Annotated in this window: 24 protein-coding genes and 1 other annotated feature; of the genes, 21 read left to right on the forward strand and 3 right to left on the reverse strand. The window is 32.4% G+C overall.

Annotated features, from left to right (window positions below; translation table 11 throughout):
- Positions 1-9 precede the first annotated feature (9 nt).
- Positions 10-1,266 (reverse strand): nuclease-related domain-containing protein, encoded by a 1,257-nt coding sequence (locus tag HYG84_RS11245; RefSeq protein ID WP_212377186.1) that lies wholly within the window; start codon positions 1,264-1,266, stop codon positions 10-12.
- Positions 1,267-1,438: 172 nt separating this feature from the next.
- Positions 1,439-1,828 (reverse strand): helix-turn-helix domain-containing protein, encoded by a 390-nt coding sequence (locus tag HYG84_RS11250; protein WP_212377190.1) that lies wholly within the window; start codon positions 1,826-1,828, stop codon positions 1,439-1,441.
- A gap of 205 nt (positions 1,829-2,033) precedes the next feature.
- Between HYG84_RS11250 and HYG84_RS11255 the strand changes: the two genes are divergently transcribed.
- The 9 genes from HYG84_RS11255 to HYG84_RS11295 all read left to right on the forward strand — a co-directional run bounded on the left by HYG84_RS11255 (position 2,034) and on the right by HYG84_RS11295 (position 8,595).
- The gene (locus HYG84_RS11255) at positions 2,034-2,207 is read left to right on the forward strand and encodes a helix-turn-helix transcriptional regulator (RefSeq protein ID WP_212377193.1); all 174 of its coding nucleotides are present in this window, start codon (positions 2,034-2,036) and stop codon (positions 2,205-2,207) included.
- 598 nt (positions 2,208-2,805) lie between these two features.
- Entirely contained in the window at positions 2,806-2,973 is a 168-nt protein-coding gene (locus tag HYG84_RS11260) for an antitoxin VbhA family protein (protein WP_212377196.1), read from the forward strand.
- A 10-nt stretch (positions 2,974-2,983) separates the two neighbouring features.
- On the forward strand, positions 2,984-3,715 hold the full coding sequence (locus HYG84_RS11265; protein ID WP_212377198.1) for a Fic/DOC family protein: 732 nt from the start codon (positions 2,984-2,986) through the stop codon (positions 3,713-3,715).
- A gap of 450 nt (positions 3,716-4,165) precedes the next feature.
- A complete protein-coding gene (locus tag HYG84_RS11270) occupies positions 4,166-4,306 on the forward strand; it encodes a hypothetical protein (protein WP_212377201.1) in 141 nt (46 codons plus the stop codon).
- On the forward strand, positions 4,293-5,588 hold the full coding sequence (gene ltrA / locus HYG84_RS11275; RefSeq protein WP_212377204.1) for a group II intron reverse transcriptase/maturase: 1,296 nt from the start codon (positions 4,293-4,295) through the stop codon (positions 5,586-5,588). The genes HYG84_RS11270 and ltrA overlap by 14 nt, the downstream gene beginning before the upstream one ends.
- Before the next feature lie 144 nt (positions 5,589-5,732).
- The gene (locus HYG84_RS11280) at positions 5,733-6,365 is read left to right on the forward strand and encodes a hypothetical protein (RefSeq protein WP_212377207.1); all 633 of its coding nucleotides are present in this window, start codon (positions 5,733-5,735) and stop codon (positions 6,363-6,365) included.
- Positions 6,335-6,565, forward strand: a complete 231-nt coding sequence (locus tag HYG84_RS11285; protein ID WP_212377210.1) for a hypothetical protein — start codon at positions 6,335-6,337, stop codon at positions 6,563-6,565. Before HYG84_RS11280 ends, HYG84_RS11285 begins: the two co-directional genes overlap by 31 nt.
- Positions 6,566-6,764: 199 nt before the next feature.
- A complete protein-coding gene (locus HYG84_RS11290; RefSeq protein WP_212377213.1) occupies positions 6,765-6,944 on the forward strand; it encodes a hypothetical protein in 180 nt (59 codons plus the stop codon).
- Between the two features lie 61 nt (positions 6,945-7,005).
- Positions 7,006-8,595, forward strand: a complete 1,590-nt coding sequence (locus tag HYG84_RS11295; protein ID WP_212377216.1) for a recombinase family protein — start codon at positions 7,006-7,008, stop codon at positions 8,593-8,595.
- On the opposite strand, the gene HYG84_RS11300 is transcribed toward HYG84_RS11295, so the two are convergent.
- Entirely contained in the window at positions 8,572-8,970 is a 399-nt protein-coding gene (locus tag HYG84_RS11300) for a superoxide dismutase family protein (protein WP_212377219.1), read from the reverse strand. The two genes, HYG84_RS11295 and HYG84_RS11300, sit on opposite strands and share 24 nt — an antisense overlap.
- Before the next feature lie 237 nt (positions 8,971-9,207).
- Here HYG84_RS11300 and HYG84_RS11305 point away from each other — a divergent pair, with 237 nt between their 5' ends.
- The 12 genes from HYG84_RS11305 (at position 9,208) to argS (ending at position 23,090) form a co-directional block, all read left to right on the forward strand.
- Positions 9,208-9,633, forward strand: a complete 426-nt coding sequence (locus HYG84_RS11305) for a nucleoside recognition domain-containing protein (protein WP_212377222.1) — start codon at positions 9,208-9,210, stop codon at positions 9,631-9,633.
- Complete coding sequence (locus HYG84_RS11310) at positions 9,630-10,094, forward strand: nucleoside recognition domain-containing protein (RefSeq protein WP_249168599.1); 465 nt, start codon at positions 9,630-9,632, stop codon at positions 10,092-10,094. Before HYG84_RS11305 ends, HYG84_RS11310 begins: the two co-directional genes overlap by 4 nt.
- A gap of 141 nt (positions 10,095-10,235) precedes the next feature.
- Complete coding sequence (locus HYG84_RS11315) at positions 10,236-10,745, forward strand: pyridoxamine 5'-phosphate oxidase family protein (protein WP_249168600.1); 510 nt, start codon at positions 10,236-10,238, stop codon at positions 10,743-10,745.
- Positions 10,746-10,766: 21 nt separating this feature from the next.
- Positions 10,767-11,327 carry a rubrerythrin family protein gene (locus HYG84_RS11320; RefSeq protein ID WP_212377225.1) on the forward strand — a complete coding sequence of 187 codons (561 nt, stop codon included), beginning with the start codon at positions 10,767-10,769 and terminating at the stop codon, positions 11,325-11,327.
- A 204-nt stretch (positions 11,328-11,531) separates the two neighbouring features.
- Complete coding sequence (locus HYG84_RS11325; protein WP_330655440.1) at positions 11,532-12,770, forward strand: NAD(P)/FAD-dependent oxidoreductase; 1,239 nt, start codon at positions 11,532-11,534, stop codon at positions 12,768-12,770.
- A 35-nt stretch (positions 12,771-12,805) separates the two neighbouring features.
- Positions 12,806-14,413 carry an NAD(P)/FAD-dependent oxidoreductase gene (locus HYG84_RS11330; RefSeq protein ID WP_212377231.1) on the forward strand — a complete coding sequence of 536 codons (1,608 nt, stop codon included), beginning with the start codon at positions 12,806-12,808 and terminating at the stop codon, positions 14,411-14,413.
- An 81-nt stretch (positions 14,414-14,494) separates the two neighbouring features.
- Complete coding sequence (locus HYG84_RS11335) at positions 14,495-15,280, forward strand: L,D-transpeptidase family protein (RefSeq protein ID WP_212377234.1); 786 nt, start codon at positions 14,495-14,497, stop codon at positions 15,278-15,280.
- Positions 15,281-15,467: 187 nt separating this feature from the next.
- Complete coding sequence (gene typA, locus HYG84_RS11340; RefSeq protein WP_212377237.1) at positions 15,468-17,276, forward strand: translational GTPase TypA; 1,809 nt, start codon at positions 15,468-15,470, stop codon at positions 17,274-17,276.
- 177 nt (positions 17,277-17,453) lie between these two features.
- A complete protein-coding gene (locus HYG84_RS11345) occupies positions 17,454-17,831 on the forward strand; it encodes a hypothetical protein (protein WP_212377239.1) in 378 nt (125 codons plus the stop codon).
- A 255-nt stretch (positions 17,832-18,086) separates the two neighbouring features.
- Entirely contained in the window at positions 18,087-20,459 is a 2,373-nt protein-coding gene (locus HYG84_RS11350) for an endonuclease MutS2 (protein WP_212377242.1), read from the forward strand.
- Between the two features lie 26 nt (positions 20,460-20,485).
- Entirely contained in the window at positions 20,486-20,947 is a 462-nt protein-coding gene (locus HYG84_RS11355; protein WP_212377244.1) for a DUF523 domain-containing protein, read from the forward strand.
- A 163-nt stretch (positions 20,948-21,110) separates the two neighbouring features.
- Positions 21,111-21,324: a binding site (T-box leader), on the forward strand.
- Between the two features lie 65 nt (positions 21,325-21,389).
- A complete protein-coding gene (gene argS, locus HYG84_RS11360) occupies positions 21,390-23,090 on the forward strand; it encodes an arginine--tRNA ligase (protein WP_305829044.1) in 1,701 nt (566 codons plus the stop codon).
- The last annotated feature ends 100 nt before the right edge of the window (positions 23,091-23,190 follow it).

The following is a 23,190-nucleotide window of genomic DNA, read 5'->3' on the forward strand; positions in this document are numbered from 1 at the left end:
TATAATATTTCAATTAACTATCTTATTATCAATAAAATTATACTTAAAATTTTTCACAAACTTATGCTCGATACCATTCAAATAAATTTTTGTATAGGCATTGCCAACTTCCAATTTTATTACATCGTTTTCTGCAATAAATTCTTTTGTTTCCGAAGTTTTGCTGTTATATATAATGATTTTTCTATCGTTATAAAATTCAATATAAGAATCTTTAGGGAAAGTCTTACTAGATATATAATTTTTACCGTCCTGTATAAGTATATAAGTCCCTTTGCCATAAGGATTATTTTGAACTTTTAAAATCATTGTAGGAGGAAACAAATCAATATTTTCCTCAGAATTTTTGCCTAATACATTAATATTTGAGTTGAAAAGAGAACCAATGTATTCAGAAATACTTTTACCCTGATATTCATAACTTTCTACTATTTTATGTAAGTATGGAAGGCTAGCAAGAAATGTCAAGACAAAGAGTGAAAAAATTATTTTTTTAAATGGAAATTTCCTTTTATGGTTTAGATATTCAAGCATAACTTCTTCTTTAACGTCTCCTGTAACATCTGTAGAAGAAGTGTAACTTTCGACCAGGTCATTTTCAACATCATAACCGGCATCTATTATTTTAGTATCAAGTTCAGTATAAAAAATGGAATCTCTAAATAAAACCTTCCTTACTAATGACATATCATCTAAAGATAAAGGTTCAAAATAGAAACTCTTTTCAGGCACAAACATAGCTTTAAGTTTTTTGATTAACTGTTCAGGAGTTTTTATGTTTTGTATATCGTTTTTAAATAGAATAAATTCACTATCTATAGAATTCCGATGGGTACTACTCTCAAAATCAATTCTGTTTATATTAGTAAAAACAACTCCTGAAGCCCTGCTAAATTTAATCCTATTTTTATAAATTCCATCTTGTTGTAGTAGACCTATTTCTTCACATAGCGCTTCTTCTACTTTTTCTCTAAATGTTTCTGCTTTTTCATAAGGATTAATTTCAGAAACGCCATATGGTTTGAAGTAATATTTTTTTAAGTCAGATCGAGATATTGTGCCTAAAGCCCAATCTTTTACTTCTAATACCACCAAGCCTAAATCTGGTCCTACTATTATAAAGTCAGGTTTTCTTTTGTTAACTCTTATATTCCAAAAAACATAATAGTTGTCAGGTAACCTAAGCTTAAGAAAGGAAAAGAATTCTATTTCACTATGATGTTCTTCTTGAAACCCTTCTATAGTAGGTGGGAACATTTGTGCCATTCAATCACTCCTAATTTACAAATTTCGACAAAATACAACAAACATATTCCATATTCACCAATATTTTCCGAACAGTAGTTAAAAAAATATATCCCTTTCGGAATAATATTTTATTTGCCTTTCAATTGTCTTATTAAGTCGTATTTAGTTTTAATAATTTGTTTACTTAGTCTTATTTGGTTAATTCATCAGAAATCTCGTCGTTACGCTTCTGCATATCTCTTATTTTATAAAGCTCTATTAACTTTTTTAACTCTTCTTGGCTTTCAGGAGATAAGTTCTCGATATCTTCAAATATTTCATTAGATTTTTTACATTTATCAGGTTCTTCTTCTATTGATATTCGTACAGTAGGGTTCCTGTCATGAGTTCTTCCAAGAAGATAATCAATAGAAACATCAAAAAAGTCAGCAATAAATTTTAATGTTTCATAATCTGGTTGTTTTCTCTCAGTTTCATATCCTGCAATAGTAGAACGAGTTTTATTAAGTTTCTGTGCTAGTTCTTCTTGCGTAAGATTCAAATCTTTTCTAAGTGATCGTAATCTTTCTGAAAAATTCAAGGTACCACACCTCCCATTGCTATAATTTTACATGATAATGTCTCTAAAATAAACATATTGAAAACAATGTCCCCAAAAGAAATAATTATAATAAAATTTGCTTGACAATGTTTCTAAATGGGACTATTATTTAGTTAATAAGAATGTTTCTAAATGGGACAATAGGAGAAGAGTTATGAGAGCAAATTAAAAAAAACAAAGAAAAATGCGTGGATTCACACATGCAGAATTATCAAAAAAGATTGATATAGCAAGGACATCTTATACTAATATTGAAAATGGAAAAAAGAACCCTTCACTAGCTGTAGCTATAAGAATAAAAAACATTCTTAAATATAAAAATGATAATATTTTCAATAATGAAAATATAAGCAAGTAGTCTTGTAATTACCTTGATTTATATATGAAGAGCTTCTAAACTCTCATATTTAAATATATAAATTTTCAATTTTGAAGTAATCAATAGATCTTTGAAAAATTAATAAGGTAGTATTACAGGTACATTATTCTTGTGGCTGGAGGACAGAAAGCGAGCGGGTGGACGGTTAATTTTTTATTTCAATAACCCATTACAACACCAAAATTAGCGGTGGTTATGCTAAATCGCCATGATCCACAAGAAGAAAATAATGATACTTCCATTTAGTCCTAGGAGATCCCTTGGAGAGTGGCCTGCATATTGTGGAGGAGTACTGTGATGTTTCTGTGAAAAGGGCATATGCAGTATTATGATATCTACTAACCATAGATAGCCTGTAGTACTAAATTTTATAAAGATAATAAATGAATTAGAGCTGGAATCTAGAGTATTTATTATCTTTATAGGAAGCACTTATTTTAACAAATAGGTAGGGCTAATAATTTGCAATAACAAATATCAGAAAAGTAAGATGTTTTAAGGAAGTTTTTTTACATATAAGTTACCATGTAATATGGTATAATATAATTAAGAGGTTATTCAAAGGAGTGTGTTGTATTTGAAGGATATAGAGCAAATAATTAAAGAAGTCAATGGAACGATGGCCATGGAAGGGATGCCCTTAACTGAAGAAGATAAAGAAAGGCTTAAACTATGTTTATCGAATAAAGTTAGTTTTGAAGAAATGAAAAAAAGAATTATTAAAAAGCATACTAGAAATATATAGGTACAAGATTATGAATGAAAACTATAGTTATAGCTATGAATGGGACAGTAAGTATTGTTATGCCAATTCATTTGTATTAAAAAATAAATTTAATATAACTAATAACGAGCAGCTGGAAATAGCCGAGAGGGAATATACGGCTTTATCTATAGCTGAAATAAAGCATACACCGGTTAAAGGGAATTTAGACTTGAAACACCTACAATCTATTCATAAGCAGATTTTTAATGATATTTATGATTGGGCTGGAGAATTGAGAACAGTAAATATCTCAAAAGGCAATTCATTCTATAATCATATGTATATTTTAGAAGGTGCTGAAGAAATATTTTCTAAATTAAAGCGTGAAAATTATTTAATTGGGATATCACAGCCTGATATTCATGATAAACTTGCTTATTATTTGGGTGAAATTAATGTATTGCATCCATTTAGGGAAGGAAACGGAAGAGCACAAAGGATTTTTATAGAATACTTAGCACAAGTCGCAGGGTATAGCATTGACTTCTCTAATATAACAGATATTGAAATGATAGAAGCAAGTGTAGAAGCTTTTAATTGCAATTATAATAAGATGACTGAAATATTTAAAAAGGCTACGAAAACGAATTCTAGGGAAGAACAGGTTAATTTTATTAACAGTATTGCGCTTAAGAATAGTTCCATAGTGAAAACATATGAAAAGTTATATGGAGAAATAGAAGATGTATTACTGGAAGATGATTGGGACCTAGAAAGATGAGATTAATATGTTAAATACAGAGGCTAAAATTTAGCTTCTTTTTTTATGCTGTGCGTCCAGCAAAGCTGGATCACACTTGCTGGTGAAAGTCCAGTACGGGTAATTGCCAAGGAGCCCGTTAGCTAATCCCAGTGCTCCGCAGTAATGTGGGGTGCCAAGCGGGAGGATAAAGTACCTGTTTAATAACAGGGCAAGCAAAAGTGCAGGTTGTAACATAAAGTGAATTCTGCCGCATCGTCAAAAAAGGTCTCTGTGGTACAGAGGTAAAAAGGGAAGTCGAGCCTTGGGCATATGGGCGAAGACCATGGAAGATGGGTAGAACTTGGAGAGCACCATCGAAGAATCCCTCGGTGTAAAGGAAACGACATGTACTGAAAGTGTGGTTCGGAACTGGAGAGACCCTACTTTGCACAGTGAAAACTGTAAAGAAGCTACATATAAGCCGATGAGGTGAAGTTGAATGCTTGTAAAGAGGGAGTCGGAGGAGTTCATAGTACCAAAGATTTTACAGACAACAAAACTGTAAATAGGAAAGGAACTCTACTTTATTCAAGCTATCCAAAGGAGGTAAGAGCGAGTGAATGCCATTAAGGCTAACAACACCAAAGAAAAAGTTCGAAAACTTCAAAGGAAGCTATACCTTGCAGCCAAATTAAACAGCAAGCGAAGATTCCATGCCTTATACGATAAAGTATATGGAGAAGATATACTTATGGAGGCATGGAAAAGAGTAAAATCTAATGGTGGAATAGGTGGAATTGACCAAATTACAATAGCAGATGTAGAAAAATATGGAGTAGATAAATTTCTGATAGAAATACAAACAGAATTAAAACAAGGGAAATACCATCCTAAACCTGTGAAAAGAACCTATATCCCGAAGGGTAAAGACCAAAGGAGACCTCTAGGGATACCAGTGATTAGAGATAGGGTTATACAAATGGCGGTTAAAATAGCTATTGAACCTGTATTTGAGGCTGATTTTAAAGACTGTTCCTACGGCTTTAGACCTAAGAGGAATGCTCACCAAGCCTTAGATAGAATACGAAAAGATACAGCAAACAAGGGATGGTGGGTAGTATATGCTGATATTAAAGGATATTTTGATAACATTAATCATGAAAAGTTAATGTTATTGGTAAAACAGAGAATATCAGATAGAAGAATTCTTAAAATGATTTGGAAATGGTTAAGGGCTGGAGTCATGGAAAAGGGAGAGATATATAACAGTACAATTGGAAGCCCGCAGGGCGGAGTAATTTCTCCATTATTGTCAAATATCTACCTTCATTATCTGGATACAAAATGGGAAAAACACTGTAGCCACCTTGGAAAACTCATAAGATATTGTGATGATTTTGTAATAATCAGTAGAACAAAGAAAGAAGCAGAACATGCCTTAAAAGCCGTGAAATATATTATGGGAAAGCTGGAATTAGGACTGCATCCTGAGAAAACGAAGCTAGTCAATATGTGGGATGGAAAAGATGGGTTTGATTTTCTTGGATTTCACCATCGGAGGAAAACTACAGAAACCTCTAAAGGACAGAGATTTCAAGAAACTCACCAGTTTCCATCACAAAAAGCTATGCAGAAGATGAGGGACAATATCAAAGGTGTATTTGCCAGCAGGTCAACGTTGTTGCTGGAGGTACAAGATATGATTAGAATCTTAAATCCTAAAATAATTGGTATGAGAAACTATTACGGATTGAAGAATGCAGGGAAACAGCTGAATAAAATGGATTGGTATATCATAAAGAAATTTACTTTATGGTATAACTACAAAACCCAAAATAATAGGAGATATGCTGGAATCTCAAAGGTTCGACAGACTATTTATAAAAATGGGCTCAGAAAACTTGCTGGTTGATGAATGCTGAAGGAAGAAGAATATCGGAAAGCCGTGTGCGGGAAAATCGCATGCACGGTTTGATGAGGGGGGAATGATATTTCATTCCCCTACTCTACTTTCTTTAGCGAACATGAAATTTAGGCGACACAAGGGAGGTGCAAAATGGCAGAAACAGAATTAACGAAACAAATTAAACGGTGCATATCTTGGTATAGACCAGCACTTAATAGTAATTTAAGAACTATTAGATATGCTGAGGAAGTAGATGTTGGCACTGGATATGTCGATGTAATTAGATTTGAGGATTATGTTGAAGAAAATAAAAGTTTCTGTTCTAAAGAATTAGAAGGGCTTTCATGTAAAATACAAGGGGAAAAGTTCCCTTGTAAAAAGTGCATAGGATGTGTTTATAAAAAGAATCGGTATATGCTAGGAATATTAACAACTTGCTTTGAGATCAAAATTTCTAAATCAGATTTCAAATCTAAAAATGGTCATAACTTTGTAGGAAATCATAATTATTATGTGGTACCTACAGAATTATACCCTAAAATAATAGATTTAGTTCCTGATGATATAGGTGTAATCACTTATAATAAGAACGGTAATTTTAGAAAGAAAAAAGAATGTATTTTTAAAGACGTATCGGCAGAAGATCTTAATCGATTTTTATTTAATGCACTCAAAAAATGGGTTGATAAAGAAAAAACAGGTCTATTGGTTAAGCTTCAACACAAGATAAATATGCAATATGGAGTGATTAGATGGATGCAAGGAGTAGAAAAGAATTGTTAGATGCTTTGGCTATTAATTACTTATGTGAAAAAGAAAATAACACAGTGTTTGAGAGGGAAAACAGCCAAGGATACTCATTAGCTTTAGGTAAATTTCAAGGTGCTTGTATGGCACTTAATTTAGATTTTGAGGAAAGTGAAAACGGCATTGTGATAGTTACGCAAGGAGCGAGAAAAGTTATCTCAGCAATAAAAAAATAGTTACATATTTCAAGATGACAATGCATAATTGTAGTTTTTTTATTTTATTAACTTTAAGGGCTCCAAAGGGTTATTGAAAAAGAAAATAAACTACATAAGACTTGATTCAAAGGTGAATTAGACAATCTTCAAGATTCATATAGTTAGTAAGAGTTTCAATTTAAGTAATATAACAATACTTTAAAAGGGGATGAGATAAATGAAACAGGAGCAGGAGGTAAGGTTAAAGAACAACAATAAAGGATTGGTTATAAAAGATAAAAATAAATATAAAAACATTGCTGAAATTACTCATACTTTTCACGGCAGCACTACAATAGAAGATGCAATTAAGGATATGATTTTATCTAAATTAAGGGAAGATAAAATTATTAATTAGTATCTAATAGTTTGTGAATTCTACTACTGTATATTATTGATTGTAATTTGGGGGAGTGAGAATGAAAGTATATGGGTATTCCAGAATATCTAGGGATGAAGATAAGGAAAATTACGATGCCATTATTACACAGAATAAAATAATCAATGAATACTCAGTTAATGAAATTGGACTTAGGCCTATAAAGATATTTGAGGATGATAATATATCGGGATACACATTTAATCGGCCAGGACTAAATGAGTTAAAGGCTTTAATTGAAGCTGGACAAGTAGATATATTAATAATGAAGGATTTATCTAGACTTGGAAGGCATAATGCTAAAACATTATTATTTTTAGAATATCTGGAAGAGTACGATGTTAGACTCATACTAATAAATGATAATTATGATAGCTCTACAGACGATGACGATATCATAGGTATAAAAACATGGTATAACGAAAGGTATATAAAGGATATATCTCGGAAGATAAAATCTAATTTAAAAATGAAGCAAAAAACAGATGGTTTAATAACAAAGGTCTATTTTGGCTATGAGAGAGATCCTGACAATAAACATGGGCTTATAATTGATGAAGAAGCAGCAAGTATAGTAAAAAAAATATTTCAATTATATATTGTTGGTAATGGTGGAAGAATTATTGCTAATATATTACAAGATGAAGGAATACCTACACCGTCTAGGTATCAATATAATAAAACTGGAAAAATGATCTCTGGTAGCATTGCTGATACATGGACGGGTACTCATGTAATGAGGATAATAAAAAATGATGTATATATAGGGATTCTTCGTTGCGGGAAGACGGAACGAAAGAAAATCAATGGTAAAACAGAACGTTTAAAAGAAGAATTACATATAGTTCATAAAGAACACCATGATCCAATAATATCAAAGAAGGATTTTTTATTAGCACAGAAAATATTGAATAATAGGTTAGATAATAGCGTAAGAGGCACTAGTAAGGGCATCAACTTATTTATAGGTTTTTTAAAATGTGGAGACTGTGGTGGTGGATTTATGAAAGTAAACAAGAAGAAAAGTCCACCTAGTTATATATGTACCAATAATCATCTTCATGGAGCTAGCTTCTGTAGTAGTCATAAGATCCATGAAGAGCAGCTGAAGATTATAATCCTGGATAAATTAAAATTAATGAAGAGTTATATTGAAAATACTACAGATGAATTAGATAAGGAAATAAATAGTATGGTCCATCTAAAAGTAAATCATGAGCAATCTATTAAGCAGTATAACATGAAAATCAAAGATAAAAAGGAAGAGATTAAGAACTATTCTAAGCAATTGGCCAAAGGAATTATATCAGAAGAGATCGCTGCTGAGGTAATTAAAGAAGCTAATAGAGAATTGATGAGATTAGAATCTCAGCTAAATGAGATGATTAAAATAAAAGAAGATAGTTCTAATATGAAGGAAAAAGTATTTAAGTCTTTAGACATTATAAATGATATAATAGAAAGTGGAGATATAACAAGGCGTAATCTTGAAAAACTCATCAGAAAAATTACGATTAAACAGTTAAACAAGTCAAGTCCAGGAGTAAAACCTCTCTTAAACATTGATATAGAATGGGATGTATTCATAAGTTCTATATACGATGACCTAAACATACAAAACCACCAATGAGTATACACTACCATGAGGCTGATTAGTCGGATTCCAATGTCCTCCTGCTGCTTGGAAAGGATCTGTAGGATCACCTACCTCACAAGTGCCATTTTGGTGTATATGAAATCCATGGGGGCCAATAGGATTACCATTACCAATAGCTGGTCTATAAGGTGGAAGACCAGAAACCTCAACATATACGTTTGTTCCTCCAGCAGCGCTTATAAAGTATACAGTCCCTCTGATGTTTGGGGCAAGAGGGCCTCCTTGTATAGTAGCAATGGCTATGTTTCTGCATCCACTTCCTGGATAATATTCATTTGCAGGATTAACGTCGTATGACCAGTAGTATACTGGTTGATTGCTATTTGTATATTGATGATAATAATTCATTACTATCAACTCCTTAATTAATATCTAATTCTATACATATACATATTAAATAATTGACTTTACTTAAGAATATTTAAGAAAGTAAACATACCATCTTCTAATTTCATAATATGTAAGTATACATATAAAGGTTAGCTTTTTTAAAATAATAAAGATTTAGTATGAAGGATTTTAAAATTATTTATAGAAAATATATTATCTAGTAATTTAACATAAAATTATACGAAGGGTGATTAAATGCTACTAAGTTCTATCAAGACAGGCATTAGAAAAGGAATAGAAACTACATGGTTGTTAGCTAAAACTATAGTTCCTGTATATATTTTTGTAACAATATTAAATAATACACCAATAATAGATTGGATTACTACTTTATTTGAACCTTTAATGGGAGTTTTTAATTTGCCTGGAGAGGCCGCTATTGTACTGGTGGTTGGTAATGTACTTAACCTATATGCTGCAATCGGCGCAATTAAAGCTATTGAGTTGACTGCTATGCAAGTTACAATTTTGGCAATAATGCTTTCTTTTTCCCATTCTTTATTAGTAGAAACTGCGGTTACAAGAAAACTAGGATTTAAAGTTTCTCATGCTCTGATAATTAGAATGGGCTTGGCCATTATTTCCGGTATAATTGTAGGAAGGATGGGTGTATTTCTGTGATTGACATTTTAAAAGAGGGTGTAATGGGTAGCTTTAATTCTATTTATTCTATAGCTAAAATTGTTATACCTTTGATGATCATACTTCAAGTAGCTAAGGACTATAAAGTGTTAGATAAAATATCTAAGTTTTTCGAATTTCTAACGAAATTTTTTGGTATGTCAAAAGAATCTACTTTGCCATTATTAGTAGGAATTATTTTTGGGATATCTTATGGCGCAGGAGTAATTATACAAAGCGCTAAAGATGGGAATCTTTCTACAAAAGATACATTTTTAATTTCAGTTTTTCTAGTTACTTGTCATGCTATTGTAGAAGATACTCTGATCTTTGTTGCAGTAGGTGCTAATGGATATATATTACTGAGCCTAAGGGTATTTGCCGCCGCTGTTATGACATTTGTATTATCAAAACGACTAAAAGTTAATGAAAATACTTTAAAACAAGATCTAAACCAGTGAGGTCTTTAAACAAATATATTGAAAATCTCTCTTTGAATAGTAAAAGAGGGATTTTTTTATATAGAAAAATATATTATGAATATTTTTTTAAATAAACTAAATAATAACAGTGAAAATGATTAACTATAACTAAATAAGGAGATGATAAAGTTGAACACGCATGGTAGAGAAATGTCCCCAATGGAGCTGAGAGACCATATTATTTCTTTTTTAAAAGAACATAAAAGTGGCTCACTGGCAACTTATCTAGATGGGCGCCCAAGATGTAGTCCAATACAATATTTTGTTGGTAATGAAATGGACATTTACATATTGTCTGCTGGAGGCGACAAATTTAAAGCAATTGAAGAGAATCCTGATGTTTGTCTTCTAGTTAATACAGAATATATTAACTTTAGAAAAATTAAAGGAGTTCAAGTGTTTGGAAAAGCTACTACTAGTATTGAAAATAGAACTCTTTTTGAAGAAGCTTTAAAATATTCTCCAGATCCTCATTTAATTGAAATGAATAGGGAATCTTTAAAGGTAATTAAAATTGTACCACATGAGGTAGTATATCTAGACTCTCTAGAAGATGGAGATAGAACAAAGCAAATATTAGAACATAATCGTGTAACTCTTAAAGAGGACGAACTGACACCAGTTCATTAATATAAAAAGGAGGTTTCACATATGTCAGTAAATAATGCAATGACTGCAGATTTCTTGCGCTCTGCCTACGGTGGAGAAAGTATGGCCCATATGAGATATTTAATTTGGGGCGATGTAGCAGATAAGGAAGGTATGCCTAATATTGGTAGACTTTTTAGGGCGATTGCATATGCCGAATATGCTCATGCGGACAATCATTTTAGAGTATTGGACGATCAAAAAGGCGATTATACAGTACCAGCTGGAGCTGTATTTGGTATAGGTACAACAGTAGAAAATTTGCAAGGTGGAATCGATGGAGAGCTTCATGAAATTGAACAAATGTATCCAGTATATTTAGAAACAGCGCGTTTTCAAAATGAAAAAGGAGCTGAAAGAGCATTTCATTATGCCTTAGAAGCAGAAAAGATCCATGCAAAGTTATTTCAAGATGCTCAAGACATGGCAAGACAGGGTAAGGATATGGATATCGGAACCATTTATGTTTGTCCTATTTGTGGACATACTGTAGCTGAGCATCTACCAGAAAAATGTCCAGTTTGTGGCGCTAAACAGGAAATGTATAAGGATTTTCCAGCTTAATAGTAGATACGCTATATACAATAAAAAATTACATTTAACAAGTATGATGGCTTTGAATAAAACGGTTATCATACTTGTTTCTTTTGTTATAGATAATATGTCATTAAACATACAGTTGAAGTAAATAATATTATTATATATAATTAGCACAAATAGAAAATCTTAAATTAATATGTTTAGATATAGTAAAGGGGTTTAATGTTTATGCAAAGAGAAGTTGCAATTATCGGTGGAGGCGCTGCTGGTATGATGGCAGCAATAGTAGCTTCAAGAAATGGGGCTAAGGTAGTAATATATGAAAGAATGAATAGAATTGGTAAAAAGTTATTAGCAACAGGCAATGGGAGATGTAATCTTACAAATGTTGGATTAAGCGAAAGTAATCTAAAGTGTATTCATAGCAGTAATAAAAAGTTTGCCAGTAGTATCTTGAAAAGATTCACTGTGGATGAAACTATAAACTTCTTTGAAATCTTAGGAATTGCTCATAAGATTGAGAACGATGGAAAGGTATTTCCTATGTCAGATCAAGCCTCAAGTGTTTTAGATGTATTAAGATATGAGTTAGATAAACTAAGTATAGAAGTAATATGTGATATTGAAATAGATAAAATTAAACAATCAAAACAGGAATTTATTCTTATAGATAGTAATGGAGTAGAATATAAAGCAGATAAAGTTATTATAGCAACCGGAGGAATGTCTAGTCCTAATTTAGGCTCAAATGGTAGTGGCTATAAATTAGCAAAAAGTTTGGGTCATAATATTGTTAATCCTTTTCCGGCTTTAGTGCAATTAAAGTTAGAGGCACCTTTTTTAAAATCTATTAAAGGCATAAAATTTAATGGTGCAGCTTCTGTTATTTTAGATGGTAATATTTTAAGAAGGGAAGAAGGTGAACTATTATTTACTGAATATGGTATTTCAGGTCCTCCGATACTACAGCTTAGCAGGAATGCTGTAGAAGCTCTTGAAAATAAACAACAGCCTATAATTGAAATAGATATGTTTCCTAACTTTACTTATGAAGAACTTTTAAATTTAATAAGTCTTAGATTATCTTATCAGTACGACCGTCCTCTTGATTTTAGCTTTATAGGGCTAATAAATAAAAGGCTTATTCCTATGATTTTAAAGGTATCAAATATTTATGATCTAAATAGAACTTGTTCGGAGATATCTAACAAGGAAATAGAAAAAATTGTTTCTTTATTGAAAGCATGGCAATTTGATATTATAGGATCACAATCTTGGATGCATTCTCAGGTAACTGCTGGTGGTGTATCCTTAAAAGAAATTTGTCCAAATACTCTACAATCAAAGATTGTTCCGGGGATATATTTTGCTGGTGAACTTTTGGATGTAGATGGGGATTGTGGAGGATTTAACTTGCAATGGGCATGGTCTTCCGGCTATGTGGCTGGAAACGAAGCTTCGATGTAATAGTGCAACTTAAGTTATAGGAAGGAAGAATACATATGTTACGTGTAGCAGGAATCAAAATTACAATTAATCAAAATGAGACAGATTTAAAAAAGGCATTGCTGAAAAAGTTAAATATTAGTGAGGCTGACCTGATAGATTACAGAATTTATAAAGAATCAGTTGATGCTAGAAAACGAGATCAACTTTATTTTGTATATACAATAGATGTAACTATAAAAAATGAGGATAAAATAATTAAAAATTCTAAGTCTAAAGATATAACAATTACTCCTAGTATGGATTATAAATATGTGCATAAAGGAAATGATAAACTTACAAATCCACCTATAATAATCGGATCTGGGCCCGCTGGATTATTTGCGGCACTTATATTGGCAGAGATGGGTTATTGCCCTATTGTGTTAGAACGAGGAAAAGATGTAGAAGAAAGGGCAAAGGATGTAAATCAGTTTTGGACAACAGGAAACTTTATTAAGGATTCCAATGTTCAGTTTGGTGAAGGTGGGGCAGGTACATTTTCAGATGGTAAATTAACAACTCAAATTAAGGATCCAAGGTGTAGAAAAGTACTGGAAGAATTTATCGAAGCTGGTGCACCAAAAGAAATTTTATATTCTAGCAAGCCCCATGTTGGAACGGATATTTTACAATATGTTGTTAAAAACATTAGAAAAAAGATAATTTCTCTAGGAGGAGAAGTGCGTTTTGAAAGTAAGGTTACAGATTTTATAATAGAAGATGAGAGAATTACAGGGGTAAAGGTTAACAATGAGAGTATAATTAAGGGAGAAGCAGTTGTATTAGCTATTGGTCATAGTGCAAGAGATACATTTGAAATGGTATATGAAAATGGATTAGAAATTCATCAAAAACCATTTTCCATAGGTGTACGTATAGAACATCCTCAGAAAATGATTAATGAAAGTCAATATGGTACATTTGCTAGTCATCCTCGCTTAGGTGCTGCAGATTATAAACTTGTTCATCATTGTAAAAATGAGAGATCTGTGTATACATTTTGTATGTGTCCAGGAGGTACTGTAGTGGCTGCAGCATCAGAAGAAGGCGGTGTTGTTACTAATGGAATGAGCGAGCATGCAAGAAATAAGGAAAATGCTAATAGTGCATTGCTTGTAGGTATAGGACCAGAGGATTTTGAAAGTGAACACCCTTTAGCCGGAATGTATTATCAGCGAAAGTGGGAGCAGAGCGCTTTTAAAGAAGGGGGAAGTAACTATTGTGCTCCAGCTCAGCTGGTGGGGGACTTTTTAGAGGGCATACCATCAACATCATTGGGGAAAGTAAATCCATCCTATACACCTGGAATTAATCTTACGGATTTAAGAAATTGTCTACCAACATATGTAGTAGAGGCCTTTAAAGAAGCCTTACTAGAACTAGATAAAAGGTTAAATGGTTTCGGGATGAAGGATGCAATTCTGACTGGAATTGAAACCAGAAGCTCATCTCCAATCAGAATTGTTAGAGGTATAGATCTTGAGAGTAATATTAAGGGAATATATCCTTCCGGTGAAGGAGCAGGATATGCTGGGGGCATTATTTCTGCCGCAGTAGATGGTATAAAAGTAGCAGAAGCTATATCTGAAAAATATGCTTCAATAGAAAACCTATCTTTTTAATAAAGATAGGTTTTTTTTATTATAAGTAATCATAAAAATGACCAAAAAGATATATTAATAGATATAGCAGGAGGTGATTTTATGCTTAAGTCTATTATATCAGGCTTAATTCTATCTACTATAATGGTAACACCAAATACGCCCAAGATAGATGTAAATATTATAAATAATGCTGTCAAAACTCATATACAGAAAGTGATAAGCTTAGAAATCGATTATAGTGAGGCATTAAAAAAATTAGGATTTAACAAAGGAGAATATAAGAATGCTCAGTTGGACAATAGAAATGCTATATTAAGATTTCAAAGTGAACACAATCTAATTGTAGATGGTTCTATTGGTAGGCAAACTAAAAGTGCAATGCGAAAGAGGATGTTAGAGAGTGCCTATAAATACACAGATACAGTAACAAATCCACCTTCCAATAAGCACTGGATAACAGTGAATAAAACTAAAAGGATATTAACCTTGTATAAAGGAAAAGATGTTATAAAAAAATATCCAATTGCACAAGGTAAAGATTCTGGGCTCACCCCTGAGGGTAAGTTTACTATAGTGAGAAAAACTATCAATCCTTCGTGGAACTATAAAGAGAAATCTGCAAAAGGTGGTGCTCCAGATAATCCGCTAGGTAAAAGGTGGATAGGTATTTCTTATGGCGGAGGAGGTATGTATGGTATCCATGGAAATAATGCTCCATATTCTATTGGAACTAATGTTTCTTTAGGTTGTATACGTATGATAAATGCCGATGTTGAGGAATTATTTGAAATTATTCAGATTAATATTCCAATTTGGATAGGTACAGATATAAAGCTGAAAGATTGGGGAGTAAATCAAGAAAGTTATCTTAAAACCGCTCAATAATTTGAGTGGTTTTTTACTTTTACTAACTATAGTTTTGTGTAAATATGGGCAAGTTAATATAAAGTTGATTGCAGTATAGTTTTATTTATGATAAAATTTTTTTTATGGTTATTTTTTAGGTAAATAAGATATAAATTCATTATGGAATATACCATACTATACTCATATAGGAAGAAGTTGAAATAAGATGAAAAGAAATGATATTAGAAATATTGCAATTATTGCACACGTTGATCATGGTAAGACTACTTTAGTAGATCAAATGCTAAAGAAAAGTGGAACTTTTCGTAGCAATGAAGTTGTAGAGGAAAGGGTAATGGATTCTAACACCTTAGAAAGAGAGAGGGGGATCACTATCCTTTCTAAAAATACTGCAATCCATTATAAAGATGTAAAAATTAATATTGTAGATACACCGGGCCATGCTGATTTTGGTGGAGAAGTAGAACGTATTATGAACATGGTTGATGGAGTACTTCTGCTTGTAGATGCATCTGAAGGTCCTATGCCGCAAACTAGATTTGTACTGCAAAAAGCTTTAAAAACAGGCTTAAGGCCGATAGTTGTAGTAAATAAAATAGATAGACCCGAAGCTAGACCTACAGAAGTTATTGATGAAGTTTTAGATCTATTTATAGAGTTGGAAGCGGACGATGATCAGTTAGAATTTCCAGTAGTATATGCTTCAGGAAAAAGTGGGTATGCAAAATTAAATATTGAGGATGAAGGAGAGAACATGATCCCACTATTCGACAGTATTTTAGAACATATTCCTTGTCCTGAAGGAGACGAAAATGGCGGACTTCAACTTTTAATAACATCTATTGATTATGATAAGTATATTGGTAGAATAGGAATTGGTAAGATAACTAGAGGAACAATTAATAGAGGGCAAGGTGCCGTTTTAGTTAGGTCAAATGATAAGCAAGTTAACGTTAAAATTAGTAATTTATACACATATGAAGGTTTAAATAGAGTTGAGTCCGAGAAAGCTACTGTTGGAGAGATTATAGCAGTATCTGGTATTACTGATATAAATATAGGAGAGACTCTTTGCTCTACAGATAAAGTAGAAGCTTTACCTTCAGTTAAAATTGATGATCCAACGATTTCCATGAACATTATGGTAAATGATAGCCCATTTGCAGGTAGAGAAGGAGATTATGTAACAAGCAGACATCTAAAAGATAGACTTGAAAGAGAACTATTATCAAATGTCGCTATGAAAATGGAGGAAATTTCTTCAGATTGCTTTAAGATTCTTGGTAGAGGAGAATTGCATATATCAATTTTAATTGAAACTATGCGTAGAGAAGGTTATGAATTCGCAGTTTCAAGACCGGAAGTAATTATGAAGAAAACGGAAGAAGGACTATTAGAGCCGATAGAAATATTATATGTCGAGGTTCCAGAGGAGTCTTCAAGTGTTGTTATTGAAAAAATAAGTATAAGAAAAGGTGAAATGTTAAACATGGAGCCAACGGGTACAGGTATAATGAAGCTTCAATTCAGAATCCCTGCTAGAGGTTTAATTGGATATAGATCAGAGTTCTTAACAGATACAAAGGGATATGGAATCTTCCATCATTTATTTGATGGCTATGATAAATATAAAGGGGAAATTCGTGCTAGAAATAGAGGATCTCTTATTGCTTTTGAAAGTGGAACAGCTGCAGGATATGGTATTAGCGGTGCTCAGGAAAGAGGGAAGATGTTTATTAGTCCTGGTACAGATGTATATGAAGGTATGATAGTTGGGGAAAGCTCAAGACTAGAAGATATAGCGGTAAATGTATGCAAGAAAAAGCAATTAACTAATATGCGTGCATCAGGTTCAGAAGACTCATTAAGACTTACACCACCTATTATATTTTCATTAGAGCAATCCTTAGAATTTATTGCTGACGATGAATTAGTAGAAATTACTCCTAAAAGTATTAGACTTCGTAAAAAAATCTTAGACAAAAACTCACGACAAAAGTCTCAAAAGAAATAATAATAAAAAACTATTAATTGAAATCTGTATAAAAAATGAATCCTATTCATAGGGTTCGTTTTTTATTTTTAGTAACATAGAATAATAGCAGTTTAAATTCCAAAAGCTATACATACATATTAAAATCCTATTTAATTAAATATTTTTATTAATATAGAAATGTTAGGAGGAATCTGTATGAAAATTGAAGGTTATTTTGATAACTTAAAAAATGCAAATGAGGCAGTTAATTTGCTTAAAGAATCAGGTTTAAACAATGCTTCTTTAGATTTAAATGATAATTTCCCTGATAGAAATGTAGAAAGAAATATTGCTGGAACAGAAACAGCACCAAATCTTTCAAATTTAGTCTTAGGCTCAGGAAATTTAGGATTTACAGATAGCACAAAAGCCCCGTTACTTGCAGCTAGTCCTATGGTAAGTGGTATGGCAGGATTCGAAGAGATTGCCGGTTACAATTATAAAGTGGTTGCAGAAATCAGTGATGAAGAAGTAGAACAGGCAAAAAAAATATTCCATCAGTTTGGAGGCAGTATTACGGGTATTAATAATTAGTAAGTAGTATATAAAGGTGCCATTAATCATAGTAGGCACCTTTTATATGTAAATTTTCAACTAAGATTTATCTAATTTCAGACGATTATTGAGAAAAAATCAATAATATCAATAGGTTTATATGGAAAATAGTTGAATAAAATATAAAAATATAATATGATACAATGAAAAAGATTAATTAATTTTAACTAATATTAACAATAATTTTAATGTTAATAATAAAAAATTCATTTTAAAAGTAACGAGGTGGATCTAATGAATGAAAGAAGTTTGAGGGTTTTGGAATACACAAAGATAATTGAAGGACTTGAAGAAAAATGTACTTCTACTTTAGGAAAAGAAAAGGTACAAGAACTTCGACCTATAGTGGATTTTAATAAAATTATAAAATGGCAAAATGAGACCAGTGAGGCACAAAGCATATTAATACAGCGCGGTAACGTGCCTTTAGGAGGAATAAACGATGTTTTGCAATATGTTAGAAGGACAGAAATTGGTTCCTATTTGGACCCTGGCCAACTATTGCATTTAAAGGATACTTTAGCTGTAGCTAGGAGACTTAAAACATTTTTGAAGGAAGATAATAGAGAGATTAAATATCCTATTATTCAAGGATTAGCACAAAGTCTTACTTCATTAAAGGAAATTGAAGATAAAATAGAGTTATGCATTGTTAGTGATGTAGAAATATCAGACAATGCAAGTTCTGAACTTAAATATATACGTAGACAAATTGCTTCTAAAAATGATGCGGTTAGAAATAAACTAAATAGTATTATCACTTCATCATCTAACCAAAAATATTTACAGGATGCTATTATTACAATGAGGCAGGACCGTTATGTAGTACCTGTAAAGCAGGAGCATAGAGGAAGTATACCTGGACTAGTTCATGATCAATCCTCCAGTGGAGCTACATTATTTATTGAACCTATGGCTGTGGTGGAGCTTAACAATCAGTTAAAGGAATTAAAAATTAAAGAACGGGTTGAAATAGAAAGAATTTTAATGGAAATTGCTGCAATGATAGCTGAAAGAGCTGAGGATATAAGGTCTAATCAAAACATTTTAAAAGAACTAGACTTTATTTTTGCTAAAGGTAAACTTTCTATTGAGATGAAGGCCGTTGAACCTGAATTAAATACAAATGGGGAAATAATGATAAAAAATGGTAGACATCCTTTGCTAAAGGCTAGCGAAGTAGTGCCTAATAGTATTTGGCTTGGAGAGGACTTCCATATACTTGTTATTACTGGACCCAATACAGGGGGAAAGACAGTAACTTTGAAAACATTAGGATTACTAACTCTAATGGCACAAAGTGGATTACATGTTCCAGCGGATTATGGTACTAAGCTAGCTATTTTTGAACAGGTTTTTGCTGATATTGGAGATGAGCAAAGTATAGAACAAAGCTTAAGTACATTTTCCTCTCATATGACTAATATTGTTGGCATAATGGAAAATGTGACCAGAAATTCTCTAGTGCTATTTGACGAGTTAGGTGCAGGTACAGACCCAACGGAAGGTGCCGCCCTTGCTATGGCAATTTTGAATCATTTAAGAGAAATGAGAGCAACTGCAGTAGCTACTACCCACTATAGTGAATTAAAGCAATATGCTTTATCCAACGAAGGAGTAGAAAATGCTTCTGTTGAATTTGACGTTGAAACTTTGAGTCCAACATATAAGCTTTTAATAGGGGTACCGGGAAAATCTAATGCATTTGAGATCTCAAGGAAACTTGGACTTTCAGATTTCTTAATTGATAGGGCAAAGGAATTATTGACTGGGGAGGATATTCACTTCGAAGATTTATTACAAAATATTGAGAGGAATAGAACCACCGCAGAAAGAGAAAAGGATGAAGCTACAAGACTTAGAATGGAAACTCAAAAGTTAAGAGAAGAGTTTTTTGATAAAAAACAACAACTTCAAATACAGAGAGAACAGGTTATTAAAGAAGCTAAAAAAGAGGCATATAAAATTATTAAACAAGCAAAACTTGATGCAGATGAGATTGTGGACAATTTAAAATCCTTACGTATAGAGTTAGAAGAAAAAGAAATGAATCGAAGAATTGAGGAAGCAAAGAAAGGCATTTCTGGTAAAATGAATAAGCTTGCAGAGGATATGGGTGAGCAGCTAATAGTTAAAACTAATAAGAAGCCACCTAAAAATTTAAAGGTTGGAGAAATGGTTAGTATATTATCTTTAAATCAAACAGGATACATTATTTCACCAGAAGATGAAAATGGTGAAGTTCAAGTTCAAGTAGGAATTATGAAGGTTAATATGCATGTATCTAATCTAGAGAGAACTAAAGAGGAAAAAGAAACAAGGAAAACAGGCACTGGTAAAATAGTTAAGTCAAAGGCAGAAAATATAAAGACAGAATTAGACGTAAGGGGACAAAATCTTGAAGAAGCAATGCTTGAGGTAGATAAGTATTTAGATGATAGCTATATTGCAGGTTTAACCCATGTTACAATAATTCATGGTGTTGGTACTGGGGTACTAAGTGCGGGACTTAAACAAATGTTTAAAAAACATAAGCATGTTAAAAGCTATAGAGAAGGTGCTTATGGTGAAGGTGGAGCTGGAGTAACAATTGTGCAGCTTAAATAAGTGCACTAAAAGAAGAGGTGAATATCATGATATTAATTAGTGCTTGTTTATTGGGAGCCAATTGCAAATATAATGGTAAAAATAATTCTAAAGATGAAATAATTAGGTATTTTAATGGTAAAGGTATTGTTCCTGTTTGTCCTGAACAGTTGGGAGGTCTTTCAACTCCCCGTCTTCCAGCGGAAATTCAAGGGGGAGATGGAAAAGATGTACTTAATGGACGTGCCAAGGTAATACAAAATGATAGTATAGATGTAACTGAGGATTTTGTTAAAGGAGCCTATGAAACTTTAAAAATTGCTAAGAGCTTGGGAATCACAAAGGCAATTTTACAATCCAGAAGCCCTTCCTGTGGTGTAGGAAAAATTTACGATGGGACCTTTACTGGCACTTTAACCGAGGGTGATGGAGTAACAACGGCCCTACTAAAGACAGAGGGAATAGAAGTCTATAGCGATGAAGATTTTTTGGAAAATCTTCATCAATAGCGCTTATAGGGAATTTTAAAAGGAACTTACTTATCTAGTGAAGGATATTTTAAATTAAATAAAAGTACAGGAAGTATCACATTAAATAAAAAATAGAATAGATTAATGAATAAACCCATTGTAACAGGAAAAGATATATGATATATTAATTTGAAAAGAAAGAGAAATTTCTATGATAAGGAAAGTAAATGTAAGGATTGTTTAAGCGAGTCAGAGTTGGTGGAAGTCTGATACTTACTTACATTGAAGCGCACCTTTGAGAATCTGCCTGAAATTAGTAGGGCATGACGGCTTTCCACCGTTAGAGGGAGCAAAAGAGGGCATTTTATTTGATGCCAATAAGAGTGGTAACACGGGAATACTCTCTCGTCTCTATAGTTATAGGGGCGGGAGTTTTTGTTTTTGTAATTTTGTAATAAAGAGATTTAAAGGAGGATTTTTAATGATTGATTTTAAGAAGAAACTAAGTGAAGTATTAGGAAAAAATATTCCAGAACTTAATGAAGAAGAAATTTTAACAATGATAGAGATTCCACCAAACTCTGAAATGGGTGATTTTGCATTTCCTTGCTTTAGATTGGCAAAGGTTTTCAGAAAAGCCCCAAATGTTATAGCCGATGATATTGCTCAAAATTTAGATAAAGAAGAATTTATAAAAAGTGTTGAAGCTGCTGGAGGCTATTTAAACTTTTTTATAGATAAACAATGTTTCATAAAGGCTGTTATTGAGGAAGTTTTACTTAAAAAGGAGACCTATGGTAGTAGTTTAATGGGTAATGGTAAAAATGTTATTGTAGAATTTTCTTCACCAAACATAGCGAAGCCTTTCCATATAGGTCATATTAGAACAACTGTAATAGGTAATTCCTTATATAAAATATACAAATTTTTAGGATTCAATACTATTACAATTAACCATTTAGGAGATTATGGAACTCAATTTGGAAAGTTAATTGTGGCCTTTAAAAATTGGGGAGACGAAGAAGAAGTAAAAGCTAAGCCAATACCTGCACTTCTTAAATTATATGTTCGATTCCATGAAGAGGCAGAGAAAAATCCGCAACTTGAGGATGAAAGTAGAGAATGGTTTAAGAAACTGGAAGATGGAGACGAAGAAGCTACAAAACTTTGGGAATGGTTTAGAGAAGTAAGCCTAGAAGAGTTTAGTAGAGTTTACAATATGTTAAACATTGCTTTTGATTCATATGCAGGAGAGAGTTTCTATTCAGATAAAATGCCAGGTGTAGTAAAAACCATGGAAGAAAAAGATATTCTGCAAAAATCTAACGGCGCTGATATAGTAGATCTAGAAGGGTTTGGAATGCCTCCTGCTTTAATTAGAAAGAGAGATGGTTCTACTTTATATATTACTAGAGACCTTGCAGCAGCAATTTATCGAAAAGAAACCTATGATTTCTATAAAAACATATATGTTGTTGGTTCGCAACAAAACCTTCACTTCCAGCAATGGAAAAAGATATTGGAGCTTATGGGATACGAGTGGGCGGATGATTGTGTACATGTACCATTTGGTATGGTAAGTCTTGAAGAAGGAACTATGTCTACAAGAAAAGGTAGAGTAGTGTTTTTAGAGGATGTACTAAATAAGGCAGTTGAACAAACTAGAGAAATTATAAATGAGAAGAATCCTAATATAGATAATCTTGATGAAATAGCTGCACAAGTAGGAATAGGGGCTGTTGTATTCCAAGAGTTATCCAATAATAGAATAAAAGACTATACATTTACTTGGGATAAAGTTTTAAACTTTGAAGGTGAAACTGGTCCATATGTGCAATATACCCATGCTAGAGCATCCAGTGTATTAAGAAGAGCAGAGATTAATGTAGATAATAACTTTAAATCAGAACTGCTAGTTGATGATATAACTTTAGAAGTGTTAAAAAAGGTTCAGCAATTCCCAGAGGTTATTAAAGATGCTCAAAGAAAAAATGAGCCATCTATTATCACAAGACATATTATTGATGTGGCACAAGCCTTTAATCGTTTCTATCATGATCATCCAATTTTAGTAGAAGATGAAGAATTAAAGAAAGCAAGATTGGCAGTAGTTTTTGTAGTTAAAGAAGTATTGAGTATAGGATTAGGTTTATTAGGAATTAAAGCACCAGAAAGAATGTAGTTAACAGGAGCAGTCAACTCATTAATGAGATTGGCTGCTTTACTAATTATAAGCCTTGTATATATTTTTCAAATTAGATACTATGTCTATAGGTAGCTTT

This window comes from Alkaliphilus sp. B6464 (genome assembly GCF_018141165.1).
Lineage (GTDB): Bacteria > Bacillota > Clostridia > Peptostreptococcales > Natronincolaceae > Alkaliphilus_B.